At 30.7% G+C, this 17622-nt stretch carries 14 protein-coding genes; 11 read left to right on the forward strand and 3 right to left on the reverse strand.

Annotated elements, in window-relative coordinates:
- The first annotated feature begins 14 nt into the window (after positions 1-14).
- Entirely contained in the window at positions 15-1757 is a 1743-nt protein-coding gene (locus GYX25_RS00805; protein WP_091347452.1) for a DUF4422 domain-containing protein, read from the forward strand.
- Positions 1758-2123: 366 nt separating this feature from the next.
- Here the strand turns inward: GYX25_RS00805 and GYX25_RS00810 are convergent, their stop codons facing one another.
- Entirely contained in the window at positions 2124-3146 is a 1023-nt protein-coding gene (locus GYX25_RS00810; RefSeq protein WP_091347451.1) for a glycosyltransferase, read from the reverse strand.
- Between the two features lie 213 nt (positions 3147-3359).
- Here GYX25_RS00810 and msbA (GYX25_RS00815) point away from each other — a divergent pair, with 213 nt between their 5' ends.
- The 4 genes from msbA (GYX25_RS00815) (at position 3360) to GYX25_RS00830 (ending at position 9304) form a co-directional block, all read left to right on the forward strand.
- On the forward strand, positions 3360-5096 hold the full coding sequence (msbA, locus tag GYX25_RS00815; RefSeq protein WP_174786452.1) for a lipid A export permease/ATP-binding protein MsbA: 1737 nt from the start codon (positions 3360-3362) through the stop codon (positions 5094-5096).
- A 13-nt stretch (positions 5097-5109) separates the two neighbouring features.
- Positions 5110-6882, forward strand: a complete 1773-nt coding sequence (gene msbA / locus GYX25_RS00820; RefSeq protein ID WP_174786453.1) for a lipid A ABC transporter ATP-binding protein/permease MsbA — start codon at positions 5110-5112, stop codon at positions 6880-6882.
- 65 nt (positions 6883-6947) lie between these two features.
- Positions 6948-8066 (forward strand): glycosyltransferase family 9 protein, encoded by a 1119-nt coding sequence (locus tag GYX25_RS00825; RefSeq protein WP_174786454.1) that lies wholly within the window; start codon positions 6948-6950, stop codon positions 8064-8066.
- 215 nt (positions 8067-8281) lie between these two features.
- On the forward strand, positions 8282-9304 hold the full coding sequence (locus tag GYX25_RS00830) for a glycosyltransferase family 9 protein (RefSeq protein ID WP_174786455.1): 1023 nt from the start codon (positions 8282-8284) through the stop codon (positions 9302-9304).
- A gap of 11 nt (positions 9305-9315) precedes the next feature.
- Here GYX25_RS00830 and GYX25_RS00835 read toward each other — a convergent pair whose 3' ends face one another.
- On the reverse strand, positions 9316-10266 hold the full coding sequence (locus GYX25_RS00835) for a glycosyltransferase family 8 protein (RefSeq protein ID WP_174786456.1): 951 nt from the start codon (positions 10264-10266) through the stop codon (positions 9316-9318).
- Positions 10267-10412: 146 nt separating this feature from the next.
- On the opposite strand from GYX25_RS00835, the gene GYX25_RS00840 reads away from it, so the two are divergent.
- From GYX25_RS00840 to tsaB, 4 genes are all read left to right on the forward strand, one after another.
- Positions 10413-11390, forward strand: a complete 978-nt coding sequence (locus GYX25_RS00840) for a glycosyltransferase family 8 protein (protein ID WP_174786457.1) — start codon at positions 10413-10415, stop codon at positions 11388-11390.
- 11 nt (positions 11391-11401) lie between these two features.
- Complete coding sequence (locus GYX25_RS11110) at positions 11402-12376, forward strand: glycosyltransferase (RefSeq protein WP_174786458.1); 975 nt, start codon at positions 11402-11404, stop codon at positions 12374-12376.
- Positions 12377-12671: 295 nt separating this feature from the next.
- Positions 12672-14576, forward strand: a complete 1905-nt coding sequence (locus tag GYX25_RS00850; protein ID WP_174786459.1) for a helicase C-terminal domain-containing protein — start codon at positions 12672-12674, stop codon at positions 14574-14576.
- Between the two features lie 31 nt (positions 14577-14607).
- A complete protein-coding gene (tsaB, locus tag GYX25_RS00855) occupies positions 14608-15288 on the forward strand; it encodes a tRNA (adenosine(37)-N6)-threonylcarbamoyltransferase complex dimerization subunit type 1 TsaB (protein WP_174786460.1) in 681 nt (226 codons plus the stop codon).
- 70 nt (positions 15289-15358) lie between these two features.
- Here tsaB and GYX25_RS00860 read toward each other — a convergent pair whose 3' ends face one another.
- A complete protein-coding gene (locus tag GYX25_RS00860; protein WP_091347437.1) occupies positions 15359-15622 on the reverse strand; it encodes a GrxA family glutaredoxin in 264 nt (87 codons plus the stop codon).
- 388 nt (positions 15623-16010) lie between these two features.
- On the opposite strand from GYX25_RS00860, the gene GYX25_RS00865 reads away from it, so the two are divergent.
- A complete protein-coding gene (locus GYX25_RS00865) occupies positions 16011-16706 on the forward strand; it encodes a DUF2884 family protein (RefSeq protein ID WP_238785923.1) in 696 nt (231 codons plus the stop codon).
- Positions 16707-16769: 63 nt separating this feature from the next.
- Positions 16770-17621 (forward strand): bifunctional methylenetetrahydrofolate dehydrogenase/methenyltetrahydrofolate cyclohydrolase FolD, encoded by an 852-nt coding sequence (gene folD, locus GYX25_RS00870; RefSeq protein ID WP_174786462.1) that lies wholly within the window; start codon positions 16770-16772, stop codon positions 17619-17621.
- Position 17622: the final 1 nt, after the last annotated feature.

Consider the following 17622-nt stretch of genomic DNA (forward strand, 5'->3'; position numbering starts at 1 on the left):
AAGAGAACTTTTAAATGAATATAAAAATTGCTGTATGTCATCACAAAGATGGACTTTATTTTAAAAATGCTTATATTATGCCAATTCATGTAGGCAGGGCGGTTAGTTCAGTAAATTTACCTTTTTGTATAGGTGATGATACTGGAGACAATATTTCAGATAAAAATAAAAGTTGGTGCGAGTTAACAGCACTTTATTGGATGTGGAAAAATTTAGATGCAGATTATTATGGACTGATGCATTATAGACGATATTTATCTTTTACTAGATCTGATGGTTATGAAATTTTTCATGATTTTAATGATAAAATAATCAATAATGATTTATCTGAAGCTAATATTGAAAATGAATGTAAAAATTATGAAATAATTACTAGTCCAGTATGGAATGTTCATCCTGCTGGGTTGCCCGATCATATAATGTCTGGTTATGATTTTTATTGCATGGATCATTATCAAAAAGATCTAGACATAGTCATAGAAATAATAAAAAAAGATCATCCAGATTTTTATTTACCTTTCTTGGAGACTATCTATTCTAAACAAACTTTCTTCTTTAATATTTCAATCATGAAGAAAGAATATTTTAAAGAATATTGTAGTTTTATATTTGATATTTTAAAAAAAGCTGAGCAGAAGATTGATATATCCAGTTATAACACTTATCAAAAACGTGTATTAGGATTTTTAGCGGAACGATTGACCAACGCTTATGTTACGTATGCTAAAAGAAAATATAAAAATATTAGAATATCTACTAAAGGAATTCTTGCTTTAGCTGAGGTATTACCTGTATCAGAAATAAAGTTACCAGCCTGTTCAACTGATTTAATACTAAAAGAGACAATACATATATGTCTTTCCTTTGATGACAATTATTCCCCTCATGCAGATGTAACAATAACATCATTATTAAATAATACTAATCCAAATCAATCGATCCACTTTCATATATTGTGTGATGACAAACTATCCAATGAGAATAGATTATTAATTAGTAGTGACAGGGGGGATAATGTAAAATTTTCATTTTATGATATTGATACAAGTCTTTTTTCATCTCTACCTTTAAATAGAAATTATATTTCAGTTAATACATATTATCGTTTAGTTATTCATAATCTTTTGAAGCATATTGATAAAGTAATTTATATTGATTCTGATACTGTTGTTTACGGTAATATTGCAGAGTTATGGCAGGAAGATATTGAGGATTATACTATAGGAGCATGTTTGGATGAAGGCGGGTTGTTGCAATCTCGCCGACTTTTATTAGGTGATACTCATAATTATTTTAATGCTGGCATTGCGGTGTTTAATATAAAAAAAATTAATGAAACTTATTCTGATGTTTTTAAAAATTATATGGAAAACTACTATATATATAATGAACGTATTGTGTTACAAGATCAAGATATACTAAATTTAACGTTTAAAGATAATAGTAAAATTATACCACTAAGATGGAATGTAAATTCGCGTATATTTACTTTTAACGAGCTTGATAGAAAATATAACAAACAGGATGAGTTAAATGCAATACATCATTGTGGAATTATTCATTATTCAGACTCTAAGAAACCTTGGAAGAAGAGCTGTAATCATCCGTTAAAAGGCTTATATTGGTCTATAAGGAAAGAAAGTAACCGTTTTCCATTGTCACGTAAAGAAGAAAAAATAGAAGTTATCCATAATGCTAAATTTAAAAAAGGTATAAAGAGCAAGATAAGAAAATTAATTGAGAAATTTAAAAAGTAAAAACTCGAAGTTAAAGTTACTATTGTTTAATGTGACATTATTATAATAAAAACCTCATTATATATGCATGTATATATAAGGTTTATTTATAATAACTAACTTATTTTCATATTTAGCTCTTTTTTATTTTATTGGAACTATCCCCCAAAAATGATCCTAGTCACCTCCCCCTAGGGGGGAGTCAACCTTAGATAAGTAGATAGGCGAATTGCATCAAATAAAACTAGCCCTAGAGGTTTAACGGTTTAGCAATAGCGAATTTCTATCAAACAATACGGAAAAGTTTCACAAGGTATTAAGCAAGAACACTTTCATTTAACATAAAGTAGTAAAATAAGCAGTGTAATTTTATATAAAATTATGGAACTAATAACGAGGATTTTTTATTTTTCTTAAACAATATTTAAGATAGCAAATTAAACCAGATAATAATTTTTTCTGGTGTAATCTATGTTTTGCACAATACCTCCATTGTGTTGCTGTAATGGCTGATAGCAAAGATGTTGATTTCCATGGAGATGCTGATTTTGCATCAAGAAAATATTGCGAGCATTTATAATCTCTAGCCCATTTGTGCCACGGTTTGGTTGGTCCAATGTAATGAATTAGTATTGTTTCATCTAAAATAGGCGAGTAGCCATTAACGCTTGATTTATATTTTAATTCGTAATTAATACTGACTTGTTGGTTATATTTTCTATCAAGGTACTTAACCTTTTCGAGTAATATAATATTTAATACATCTTGATCTAAATGTGTAAAGTTTTCTGATAGATTTGAATCGGAAAGTAACTCCAATGCTTTGCTATTTACACTAAATTCTTTCCATTTTTTTAGATCAATTAGTAAAAAACCTGCATTGAAGTAGCCTGATGATAATTTATGTTCGTTCAGTCGGGTTGCACATTTATTCCACCATATTGGATCTTTTTCTGTCACTACATAGGCAATATTATCATCAAACTTTAATGTAACTAATTCTTGCAATGAGCCTTTACAGGTAATATCGGCATCCAGATAAAGAATTTTATCCATTTTTTCATAGAAATAATCAGCTACTATAAATCTAAAGTAGGTTGCAATTGTCCAATTTTTAGTAGTTGGCAAGTGTGATAAACTATTATCATCCACTAAATAAATTGTTATATTTGTATTATATTTATCGGCGAGTTGCTCTAATTTTAGTTCAAGATCATCGTTAATGTAATTTGTAAATATATGGAAACTAAAATCTAAATTAGGATTAGCTAGTAAAATAGAAGTAATAGAAACAGCGCAACCTAAAAAAAAATTTTTATCAATGCCATATGCAATATTTAATTGATTCGCGTCATGACTGAGTCCAAATCTTATTCTTTTTTTTATAATATTATTTGCATTGAAATACATTGCTTACTTCCTATTGCAGCATCCTTTAATAAAATTAATTATTCATTATTTATTTGTGTTTTATACAGTAAAGAATAAAACTTTGTTTTGACCTTGTTTGTATTATATAGATAAAACAAATTTTTTCTAGTTGAAAAAGAATTGTAATAAAATTTTAAGTTAATAGATTATGTATAGTATAATCCTCATTCTGATTAACTTTGTTACTTTGTTATGCCTAATAAATATAGCTCATTGAATACCATTAAGCAATTGTGGCCTTTTATTTATCCACATAAAAAAGCGTTAATTGTTGCAATTATCGCACTTTTGTTAAATGCTGCAACTGATGCAACTCTCATCTCACTAACAAAACCCCTACTAGATAATGGGTTAATGGATAAAAATTATGAGTTATTAATTCTTTTTTCAATTGGCATTATTGTGTTAATTGCGTTACGAGGGTTATCAAACTATTGCTCTACTTATTGTCTTTCTTGGTTATCAGGTAAAGTGGTCACTAAATTTAGACAGATGATTTTCAATCACTTAGTCAAAAGTCCTATTAGTTTTCTCGATAAAAATCCCATTGGAGAACTTGTTACGGTAATAACATACAATACACAACTATTATCAAAAGCATCATCAGATGCACTGATTATTTTGGTAAGAGAAATCGCTTATGCTATCGGTTTATGTGTTGTTATGTTTTATGGTAATTGGAAGTTGGCTTTAGTGTTAATTATTGTTGTACCGTTAGTTATTTTTATAGCTCAATTTATTGCAAAGAAGTTTCGGAATACACTTGTTTCTATGCAAAAAGGAATAGGTAATATTACAACTGCAGCAGATGAAATGTTGAAGGGGCATAAAGAAATTTTAATTTTTAATGCTCAAAAATATGAAAAAAATAATTTTTATTCAATCAATAAACTTTTTAGGAAAAGTATCTTAAAAATCGTACTTGTTTCGGGGTTATCAACACCTATAATTCAATTGGTTGCTACATTGGCTTTAGGATTAATTTTATTTCTTGTTGCAAGCCAAGCATTGGAGATCACACCGGGTTCTTTTACTGTGGTTTTTTCTGCTATGGTTGCAGTAATGCGTCCTTTAAGAGAGTTAACTAGTGTTCATCTTGAATTACAAAAAGGTTCTGTAGCTTGTGAATCATTATTTGGGCTTTTAAATTTACCACTTGAAGAAGACAACGGAACAATTGAGTTGAATAAAGCAAAAGGTGAAATTGAGTTTTTTCAGGTCACTTATACTTATCCAACAAGAACAACACCATCTTTAAATAACATTAGCTTTAAAATTAAAAAAGGCGAAACAGTAGCTTTAGTGGGGCGTTCTGGCGCAGGAAAATCAACAATAGCAAGCCTGATACCTAGGTTTTATGATGTACAAAAAGGAAAAATACTGTTAGATGGTGTTGATATCAAAGATTATACGCTTGCCTCATTGCGGAAGCAAATTGGTTATGTTTCACAAAAAGTCCATTTATTTAATGGAACTATAGCGGATAACATAACTTATGGTGCTAAAAATCAGTACACTCGAGAAGATATTATTAATGCAGCTAAACAAGCTAATGCAATGGAGTTTATCGAAAAATTAGAAAATGGCTTGGATACAGAAATTGGTGATAATGGTGTTTTATTATCAGGTGGACAACGACAAAGAATTGCTATTGCAAGAGTTCTTTTACGTGATAACCCCATTTTAATTCTTGATGAAGCTACCTCTGCGTTGGATAATGAATCTGAACGGTTTGTCCAACAAGCTATAGAGCATTTACAAAAAAATCGAACTTCTATTGTTATCGCTCATAGGTTGTCAACAATTGAAAAAGCTGATCGAATATTAGTTATTGATGATGGCTTGATAATTGAAGATGGCTCTCATAGCTCATTATTACTTCAAAATGGTATTTATGCCAAGATGTATCAAATGCAATTTAATTCTTAAACAAATAAATATTATGAAAAAAAATAATAATCAATCAATTAATCACGATATTGATCGAGACTCATCTACATGGAAGACTTTTTCTAAGTTATGGCCTTATATTGCTAAACACAAATTGATTCTGTTTCTTTCAGTCATATTGCTTGTTTTTAGTGCATTTGCTGATACTTCGCTTATTGCGTTGTTACAGCCTTTACTTGATAAAGGTTTTGTTGAAAATGATCAGCATTTTTTAATGATGGCGCCTTTTTATATTTTTGGACTAGTATTACTCCGTGGTCTCGCAAATTATGGATATTCTTTCTTTTTATCTTTGATTTCTACAGAAATCGTACTTAATATTCGTCAGCGCCTTTTTAGTCATTTTGTCGATGCTCCGGTAAGTTACTATGACCAAAACTCTACAGGAAGATTATTGTCTCGCATTACCTATGATACCGATCAAGTCGCTTCATCATCATCTGATGCTTTGATAACGATAGTACGTGAATCAGCTTTTATTTGCGGGTTATTTTATACAATGTTCAGCAATAGCTGGCAGTTATCTTTATCGTTGATTATTATTACGCCAATTGTTATTGGATTAATCTCTTTTATTTCTATAAAATTTAGAAGATTAGCCAAAAATATGCAAAATTCAATGGGTAATGTCACCATGTCTGTTGAACAAATGCTAAAAGGCCATCGAGAAATTATTCTTTTTGGCGCCCAAGATGAAGAGTCAAAAAACTTTGATAAAGTAAATAACAAATTTCGTCGTGATGGTATGAGATTAGTGTCTATTTCTGCATTATCAACACCTATTGTTCAACTTATCATTTCGTTTGCTATCGCTTTTGTCTTGTTAATGGCGAGTAACCCTGATTTGAATATTAGTCCTGGACAGTTTACGGTCGTTTTTTCTTCTTTAGTTGCATTAATGCAACCAATAAAAAGTTTAACTAGTGTTAATGCCGAGTTTCAGAAAGGGATGGCGGCCTGTCAAACTTTGTTTGCTATTTTTGAACAGCCAACCGAAAAAGATAATGGAAAAATCAATATTGAGAGAGTTAGAGGCAATATTGAATTTAAACATGTCAGTTTTACTTATGAAAATAGACAAGAGCCGGCATTGAAAGATATTAGCTTTTTGGTAGAGCCATGTAAAACAGTAGCGTTAGTTGGGCGTTCGGGATCAGGAAAAACAACTATCGCGAGTTTGCTTACGCGTTTTTATGATATAAGTGAAGGTGAAATTTTAATTGATAATAATAATATTCAAGATTTAACTTTATATAGTTTGCGTAATCAAATTGGGTTAGTTTCACAAAATGTACATTTGTTTAATGATACTGTTGCAAATAATATCGCTTACGGGAAAGTAGGTGAATATTCTCGAGATGAAATAGAAGAAGCCGCTAAAAAAGCGTATGCATATGATTTTATTATAGAGCTTGAAAATGGATTTGATACAATAGTGGGTGAAAGTGGTGTGTTATTATCTGGCGGTCAACGACAACGTATTGCAATAGCAAGAGCTTTATTACGAGATACGCCGATACTAGTACTTGATGAAGCCACTTCAGCCTTAGATACTGAATCAGAACAAGCAATCCAAAAAGCTTTAGATGTTCTACAAACAGGACGGACATCAATAGTTATTGCTCATCGATTATCAACAATTGAAAATGCGGATAAAATACTTGTCATTGATAGTGGCAAGATTATTGAGCAAGGTAATCATCAAGAATTGTTATCAATGAATGGATTATATGCAAAGTTATATCAAGGAAATTTTACAAATTAATATGATGAAGAGTTTTTAAAATTTAGATATAAATATATTTTGCATGATAGGATATTAAAAGACATATGATTAATAAAGTACTAGAATGTATTAAATACTTGAATAGGCAGAGAAATTTAAAGGTAAAACCGTTTAAATTGGCTATTAAATTAGCTTTATTAAATCGAAAAAAAAAGGTAAGGTCTGAATTTTTTCTAGAAAAGTATCGTTCTGTAGCAATTCTTATGAATGATCAAGGAATTGGCGATGCAATAGTAACTTCCTACTTAATTAATACTCTTCGAGAAAATGGCTTTCAGGTTTATGTCGTAGTAGAAAAAAGGATAGCCTTTCTTTTTGATAAATTTATTTCTGTAGATGGGGTTTTATTCTACGATAGGAATAAAAACATAAAACAGATAAAAGAACAATTACAGAGTATAAGGATTGATGTCGCAATTGATCTGGTTGATAAAGGCCAAAATAGTGTAAGGCGAGCTCAAATAATTCAAGCTATCAATCCGTTACATACAATTGGTTTTAATCAAGATAAATATAAATTGTATGATACATCAATTTATTATCACGAATACAAATCTCATATTTCAAAGAGAAGTCAGAAAATACTTGAATTTATGCGTATTCAGCCCACGCCTATAAGGTACTTTGTTAATATTCCAACCGAAGCCGAGCTTTCGGCTAAAGATTTTATAAGTTCGTTGCTTGCTTCGAATAAAAATATCATTATTTTTAATCCTTATGGTTCAAATGAGGCTAGAAGCTTTTCTAATTCTCAAATTGATACAACTTTATCCTTTTTATCACAATATGATAATTGTATAACAATTGTCGTGGGCGAACCTAATAAAATATCTCATATTAAAGCTAAAAAAAATATTATTATCAATCCATTACCTACTTTTTTTGAAAGTGTTGCTTTAGTGAAGTTTTCAAATTTGGTGATTTCTGTTGACACTTCAATTGTGCATATTGCTTCTATTTATAATAAAAAAATGCTTTGTGTTTATAATAATCGGATTATTGATAATAAGTTTATTAATAATTATGTGTGGGGACCAAATTATGCCAATGCAATACAAATGTTTACAAATGATCATTTAGGTACTGGACTTGGTGATCCGATAGCCAATCTTGATATTGGTATTATGCTCGAACAATTAAAATTAGAAATAGAAAAATTATAAAAATTTATCAAAAGAATAGGAATAACTTTGATGGATTTAAAGCAAAAATTGCGACAGTTAAATTGGCAACGTAATTTTATTACTAAAAAAATTAAATATATTTTATATATGAAATTTTTGTTTATTTTTACTCTTTTTTTAAAAAGAAAAAAACTTTATTTAATGCCAATACGATAAAGAAAGTACTTGTTATTAGAAATGATTGTATTGGTGATATGATAGTTACAACGCCATTTATCCGGTATTTGGCTGATAATGGATATGAAGTTTATATTTCTTCTCGAAAAAGTAGCTTAGAAATTTTAGATAACAATCCATATATAACTGGGCGTTTTTTGTATAATGATAAAAATTTTGGTGAGTTAGTTAACTCGCTAAAAACTGTCAGAAAACATAAATTTGACTTGGCAATTGATGCAAGATTTCACAGACGGTTAGATTTAAAACATTTGTTTTTTTGTTGTTTTGTTAAAAGTACACATTTGCTTAGTTACAATAAAAGCAATATAAAATCATTCAATATTTCTTTACCTTATTATCAGCCGGCAGATCATGTTACAAATCAACTTAAATATTATTTAACATACCTTAGTATCAAATACGGTTCTTTTAATTACGAAATTTTTATTGATTCTGTTAAAGAAAAAAATGTAGACATATTTATTACTAATAATATTAAACCTCAGAATAAATTTGTGGTAATAAATCCCTATGGTAGTTCAAAATATCGTTGCTTATCTGAGCACCAGATTAAAATGTTGTGTGATCTGTTAAAAAATTGTCATCAGAAATATAAAATAATATTAATTGGTCAAGGTGAAAAATTTGATAAATTATTTATACCAGACTGTATTAAATTTCAATCTCCTGCAATTTCTTATGTCATTCCCTTAATAAAAAAAGCAGATTTGGTTATTAGTGTTGATACATCAATAGTACATATTGCTTCAGCTTTCTCAACTAAATGTATTTCAATTTATATGGAACCACCACCCCCTGAATCAAATAGTTTGAAATCTGTTTATAGTCGAGAATTGAGTAATTATAAATACTTACAACAAGATTTATTTTTAGATAAAAAGTATATAAAAAAATACAGTCCGAATCTTAATTTGCAAGTAAATAGTCATATTTGGTCACCCAACGATATAAATGGAAAACAAATTGTTTTTTATGTTAATAGTGTGGAAAAGATTGACCCAGATACTTTAATAGAGTCAATTAATAAATATATCTAAGCGAGTTAGATCTAATTTTTTAATTTATAGCCTAAATAAAGTAAATAATATTTTAAGCCAGTGATGAATTTTTTCTCTTTGATGCTGTTTTTGGCATAAATACGATAATCATTAACGCGCATTTTGGGTTTATAACTTTTAAGTGGACTATTGGTCCAAGGAGTAAAATGTTTATAAAAACAATAGATATTTTGCGCAAGTCCTATATGTTCTTGATACCACATTTTTCTGGCACCCGTAAAATGGATGATATAGGGTAAAGATTTTTTATCATAAAAAAATGTTTCTTTTTGTTTATCATCCATCCAAGTAAATAAATAATTCCAATTAGGATCGATAAATAAGACTTGATGCTGTAAAACTATATTTAGTGCATCTTGGTCTGGGTAGATTAAATCTTTTTGTTCTAACGATAATAAGATGTTATTTATTTTAGTTTCTGTATCAAATTGCATCCAGTTATTAACATTAATATATAAAAAACCAGAGTTAAAATAATTTTCAGACGTTAACTTGAGTCTTTCTTTATTTTTTAACATATTTTGTTTATCTAACGAGTCAGGTGTTACAGCACAAATAACTGAATCTATATTTGTGTTTAAAATCGGCGATATGTCAGTAAAGCACAGTACATCTGCATCTAAATAAATAAATTTATCAACAATGCCATGCAATAGTCTAGGAACTGACAATCGAAGGTACATTGAGCGATTAATATGTTTTATTTTGTTATTGTGTGTATCTGAATACTTGTTTAATTCATTGACAGGAATTGAATAGAGCGTGATTGATGAACTAATATGTTGTAATTTTTCTTTTTCTTCTGTAGTTACATCATATAAAAAAACATGAAAATGAATATTATTATGCATATTATTAAGCATGATAGAGGTAATTGAAACACCTACATGTTCAAGATAATTCGAGTCTGTACAATATGCAATATTAATACTCTTATCCATTTCCAATACTCTTTAAAAACTTAACGTTGTTATTTAGTCATTACTGACATTATATGTCAATATAAAATTTATTATTACTTCATTGTTTAATTTAACGTATGTTACAATATTGTAAATTTTTAATCTTGGTTTTAAGACAGCATAAGATGAAAGAAAACCTTTTTATTAGTAAAATTACAACATTATTTAATAATACCATAGAATCTTCACAGACCACACATATCGCATTTTGCTTCGATGATAATTATGCAATGCCTGCTGGTATTGCTATGTCTTCTGTTGTTTTGAATAATCCAGATAAAAATTTGGTGTTTCACTTATTTGCTAATAACGTATCGAATGAAAAAATCATAAGATTTAATCAATTAAGTAAAGAAAATGTGACTATAATTTGTTATGAAATTAGTGATGATTTTTCCATTAACCCTGATACTTTAGTTTTACATGTTTCAGCGTCAACGTGTTTGCGGTTTGTTGTTCCACAAATTTTAAATAAAATTACTTCGAGGGTTTTATATTTGGATTGTGATGTCTTATGCACCCGTAATCTTAATGAATTAATCAACACTGATTTAACTGATAAATATTCTGCTGTCGTCCCTGATGTGGATAAAACGCAAGAAAAACAATGTGCAGCTTGCGATATTCCATATGGCGAATATTTTAATGCAGGAATGATTTATATTAATACGGATATGTGGGTGCAAAATAACCTTACTGAAAAAGCATTTTCAATGATTAATAGTGGCAAAGTATACAAATTTGCTGATCAAGATGTGTTAAATATTTTAATGCAGGGTAAAACCGTATTTTTACCTCAATGTTTCAATAAATTAACGTCACTTACAGTAGGTGGTGAAGAGGACAATCTTATTGATAAAGATAATGTGATTATTCATTATGTCACCGGAAATAAGCCTTGGTATCAACTATATTTAACGCCACTCTATCAAAGTTATATTGCTTCCTCTCCTTGGGCTAAGGATAAATTATTACTCGCTAATGAGAATGCACCATCAACGACAAGACGATACGCTAAGCTTCTTGCAAGCCAACATAAATATTTTTCTGCTTGTAAGTATTTTTTACTGTATTTAAAGCATAAAACTTTCAAAAAGCATTAAGGATTAGCTGTGTGATTAATGTTGATAAATTTATTAATAAACGAAATGAATTATTATTATGTGATTTTTTAAATAATACCCCTGTATTACATATTTTATTATGTTTTGACAATAATTATGCACTATCGGCAGGAGTGGACATTATTTCTGTTATTGCAAATAACAAAAATCGGCAAATTCATTTTCATCTTTTTACGCATAATATTTCAGAAGTAAATAGAAAAAAATTTGTCGCCATTAAATTTGATAATATCGCTATAACCGAATATGTCATTAATGAGCAGTTCAAAATAGACCAAAAAAATACTGAACAGTTTCCTATTTCGGCTTGTGTTCGATTAATTGCTCCAATAATTTTAAGAGATGTTGCTGAAAGGTTGCTTTATATTGATAGTGATACACTTTGTCTCCAAAACTTAGCATTTATTTCTGATATTAATTTAGATTCAGCGGTTATAGCAGCTGTTGCTGATGTTTCTTATATGCAAGCGTCTCAATGTTCTAAATATAACGTAAAGTTTGGCACTTATTTTAATTCTGGTGTTATGTTAATTAATATTCCACTTTGGTGTCAGGAGGATATTACTTCTAAAACACTAACTCTATTGAATAGTGGTGAAAAATATCAATACCCAGATCAAGACGTATTAAATATTGCAATAGGTGAAAAAAGGATTCTATTAGCAAAGAAATATAATAATTTATTGGCGTTATCAATAAATGGCAATGAAGATTCAAATGTCCCAGATGATACTGTATTGATTCATTATATTACTAAAAACAAACCTTGGCACCAACCTTATCGTTCAACATTATTTGATTTTTATTTACAACAATCACCATGGAAAAATGACGAGCTGCCTTTATATAGTTGTAAAAAAACCTCCTCAATACGAGCTTATTCTCGATTAATGTTTAAGCAAAAAAAATATTTATCAGGACTTAAGCATTATTTTATTTATTTGAAAACCAAATTGACAAAATAAAATTTGTTATTGGTTCTTTATTTTTTGAAATCTAGGGCGTTATTTATTTTGATGAGTAACGTTCACAATTAAAGATGGCTTTGGTGACTCAAGGATGCCTATATATCTTTTTCGCGCGGTTACTGGTATAGTACAGCAGTTTTTATATTATTAATTGTTTCATTCTGTGACAATAAATTCATCTCATTATTGGAAATAAGTTGTGATGTTTTCATAATGTTGTATTTTCCCTAGAATATATTTTCTTCATTTTATTGTTGTATTGAACTTATCTTTTTTATTAGGTGTATTTTAAGTGATTGATGATTTTGCTGAGAATGGTTTGCTTGCTAAGGCTATTGACGGTTTTGTAGCAAGAGAACCACAACGAAACATGGCAAGTAAAGTCTCTGAATCAATAAAAAAACAGCGTTCTCTTGTGGTTGAGGCGGGAACAGGGACTGGCAAGACCTTTGCTTATTTAGTTCCTGCATTACGTAGCGATAAAAAAGTAATACTTTCAACTGGCTCTAAAAATTTACAAGAACAGTTATTCAGTAAAGACTTACCAATAATCAAAAAAGCATTAAATTACACAGGAAAAATAGCCTTGCTTAAAGGTCGAGCTAATTATCTTTGTTTAGAACGCCTGTATCATCAATATGCAGCAGCAGGAGATCTTGATAAAGATTTACGTGTTGATTTAGTTCGTGTAAAAAATTGGTCAATTAAAACTAAAGATGGAGACATTAGTAAATGCACTACTGTCACGGAAGAAAACCTAATTTGGCCAATATTAACAAGCACAAATGATAATTGTTTAGGCAGTGACTGTGAGCACTATAGTGATTGTTATGTTGTCAAAGCGCGTAAACGAGCCTTAAATGCGGATGTTGTTGTGGTTAATCACCACTTATTTTTAGCTGATGTTGTAGTAAAAGATACGGGCTTTGGAGAACTGATTCCTAAAGCAGATGTCATGATTTTCGACGAGGCTCATCAACTACCAGATCTTGCTTGCCACTATTTTGGTGAGCAGCTAACTAGTCGGCAACTTTTTGACCTAGCTAAAGAAATTAACCTAGTTTATCGTACTGAAGTTAAAGATATGTCTCAGCTACAGCAATGTGCGGATAAACTACAAAAATGTACGCAAGACTTACGAATTGTTATTAACCAACAACCACCAAAAGGTAACTTACGTTTTTTATTTAACCAAGAAGCAGTTAAAAAAGAGATTTCTTATCTTGTCGATGCATTAGATTTTTGTCACGAAGTTTTGTTATTGACGGTTGGACGTTCGACAACGTTAGATAACTGTTTTGAACGAATTAATCAATATAATACGCTATTAAAACGCTTGCAGGAGACAAATGTAACTGGTTTTAGTTATTGGTATGAAAGTAGCCATAACTATTTTGTTTTTGCGCTAACGCCATTGTCTGTTGCCGATAAATTTACTGAACTATTAACACAGCGAAAAGGCAGTTGGATTTTTACATCAGCAACGTTATCGGTTGATAATCAATTAGATTATTTTACTAAACGCTTAGGGCTGACAAATGCCGATTCACTAATATTAGAAAGCCCATTTGATTATATTAACCAGACGATTTTGTGTGTTCCACGTTATATTCCATCGCCAAATGAGCAAGGCAATGCCGAAAAATTAGCCAATATTTTGTTGCCTGTTATTGAAGCTAATAATGGCCGTTGTTTCTTTTTGTGTACCTCATATGCAATGATGAATGCACTCGCTAAACAGTTTCGAGAATTAACCAAATTACCAGTATTAGTACAAGGTGAAACCAGTAAAGTTAAATTGCTTGAACAGTTTATTCATACGGGCAATGCGCTACTTATTGCTACGAGCAGCTTTTGGGAAGGGATCGATGTTAGAGGCGATACCTTATCATGTGTTATTATAGATAAATTACCGTTTACTTCGCCTGATGATCCGTTAATTAAAGCCCGTATGGAAGATTGTCAAATGCAGGGCGGGGACGCATTTAATGATGTACAATTACCAGAGGCGGTAATCACCTTAAAACAAGGTGTCGGGCGACTAATTCGCCATCACAATGACCGTGGAGCGGTTATCATCTGTGATAATCGTTTAGTAATGCGACCTTATGGTGCAACATTTATTAATAGCTTACCACCTTCACCAAGAACACGGGACATAAATAAAGTTATAAACTTTTTAATAACTAAAAGCTAAATGATAATAGATAAAATATTTTGGAAAAAAAATGAGTACTATTTTAGCCATTGATACCTCAACAGAAGCTTGTTCGGTTGCTTTGCTTTACCGTAACGAAATCACTCACGATTTTATTGTATCAGCTCGTGATCATACTAAACAAATATTACCGATGGTTGATAGACTTCTTAAACAATCAGACTGTTCACTTACGCAAGTTGATGCAATCGCTTTTGGCCAAGGCCCAGGTAGTTTTACTGGCGTTAGAATTGGTATTGGCGTGGCTCAAGGTTTAGCGTTAGGTATTGATAAACCCATGATAGGTGTATCAACACTGATGACTTTGGCTCAAGGTGTTTATCGAACAACGCAAGCAACAAACGTAATTGCCGCAATTGATGCTAGAATGAACGAAGTTTATTTAGGTCAATACCATTACGTTAACGAGCAATGGCAAGCGGTTATTGCTGAGTGTGTTATTAAGCCTGAAAAAGTAATCGAAAAAGTGAAGCATATTAGTCAAAATGATTATTGTGCTGGTACGGGGTGGCAAACTTATCCTGATATGATTAACGATATAAAACAAAGCGATATCTTGTTACCTCATGCACAAGATCTTGTTGTTCTTGCTAAGAATCAATGGCAAAAGAATGAGCTAGTGAATGTTGAAGATGTAGAGCCAACTTATTTACGTAACGAAGTGACTTGGAAAAAGTTGCCAGGACGATAATGGCAATAATATAAAACAAAAAGCCACTTATATGTATGTGGCTTTTTTTTGCTTAAAATGAGGGGGTGCTTTATTTATAAAGCCCTAAATGCTCTTTCGCATAGGCTTCAAAATCAGTGCAGCCACCGATTGGTTTTTCATCAATAAAAATTTGCGGCACAGTTTCAACAGGTTTACCTACACTTTTAGAAAGATCTTCTTTGGTAATGCCTTCAACATTAATATCGACATAGCGATAAGAAAAATCATCACGCTCTTGAGAAAGTTTTTCAGCTAATTCTTTAGCTCGAACACAATAAGGACAACCTTGACGTCCAAAAATTACAGTATACATTTGTCACCTCGAATAAGTTGTTTTACATATATTATTACTATACGTTACTTTTAATTTAAAAAAAGTGGTTAAATATAGTTAATTAAATAGATTATATCTATTGATAATAGGCTTGAAAAGTCAATCAGGGTTTTATGCTTAAAATTGCGGAAAAGACGGTTTTGTCCCTATAAAAATCGTTCAGAAAAGGTATTGATTTTATTGAAGTTTTTTAGTTCTATTTTTTTGAGGGATTTATACCTTTCAATTGCTGTTTTTTTTGTAAAATATCAACTAGATAACATATGTTGACTTTGATTTGTGTGTTTCTCAACTACAGCATATATTCAAGTTTATTATATTTATTTCCTGATAGACGTTATAATCTGCATGAATTAACTTGCTGGATATGAATATGTTGAAAAAATTGTTATTGATTGTTTTATTATTACCTATCACCGTATTTGCTGCGAAAAAAGAGTGTGGAGTTAAACCCAGTTATGATATTACGATTAGCAAAGAAAGTGTGCATATTTTTAATAAAAAAAATGATTTAACTATTACACCAAATGGTAATGTGATTTTAAATAAGCAATCAGTAACACTTAATCCGCCATTACAAAAAAAACTGGCAAAATTTCAACAAGATTTACGCCAACAGTTACCGCAATTAGAACAACAATCGTTAAATCTTTTATTAGATGTGAAAATGACCTTTGAACAGGCAATAAAAAATCAATTGAGCGACGATACCGAGCTAAAAAGTGAATTAAACAAATTATATAAACGTTTAGTTAAGTTGCTACATGCTTCGATTTTTACAGAAAATGGCAATACACGATTTTCTTACCAAAATTTCAATAATCTAAAAAAAGATGGTGAAGATATCGGTCAGCGTATTTTTTATAATGTTGTTGGTGGAAGTATTTTGCATTTCGATTTTTTTAAAAATTTAGGGGCGATCAAACAAATCTCCAAAAATGAATGGAAAGCTCAAAAACCTAAACTAAAAGCTTTTGATACTCATATTTGTTCTGTGATTACCGATATTGATGCGCAATACAAAGAAATATTAACTCAACTTAATCAATCTATTCATAAGTAAATAGACATTAATAAAAACTTTTGCGAAAATGATGCCCTTACTATGGTAGCTAAACGGAAGCTTATGACTGCACATATCATTGATGGAAAAGCATTAGCACAAAAAATACGAACTGACATTGCTAATAAAGTTAACACACGTATTGAAAAAGGCCTATCTGTTCCTGGGCTTGCCGTAATTCAAGTGGGTTCAGATCCTGCATCAAAAATCTATGTCAAAAATAAGCAAAAAGCTTGTGATGATGTTGGTTTTATTTCATTTGCGTATGACTTCCCAACGTCGACCACTGATGAGTTATTGGCATTAATTGATGAACTTAATCAACGATCAGATGTGCATGGTATTTTAGTGCAACTTCCTTTACCTGATAATATTGACAAAACCAAGGTTCTTGAACGTATCAATCCAAGTAAAGATGTTGATGGTTTTCACCCTTACAATATTGGTCACTTATTACAACGCGATCCGATTTTACGACCATGTACTCCTTATGGAGTGGTCAAAATGCTGCAATCCACGGGTATAAATCTATCAGGCTTAAATGCAACAGTGGTAGGGGCTTCAAGCATTGTAGGTCGTCCAATGGCATTAGAATTATTGTTATTAGGTTGTACAACAACCATTACTCATAGCCGTACTGTTGATTTAGCTAAACATGTGAGTAATGCGGATATTGTTGTTGCAGGAGTTGGCATTCCTAATTATGTTAAGGGTGAGTGGATAAAACCAGGCGCAATTGTTATTGATGTTGGTATCAATCGTCTGCCAGATGGTAAATTAGCTGGCGATGTGGATTTTGAGGCTGCCGTTAAACGGGCTGGTTGGATAACGCCTGTACCTGGTGGTGTTGGTCCAATGACTGTTGCTATGTTAATGAGTAACACCCTTGAAGCATGTGAAAAATTTAGTAAGTAAG

The sequence above is a fragment of the Gilliamella sp. ESL0254 genome, from assembly GCF_013344985.1.
Taxonomy (GTDB): Bacteria; Pseudomonadota; Gammaproteobacteria; order Enterobacterales; family Orbaceae; genus Gilliamella; species Gilliamella bombicola.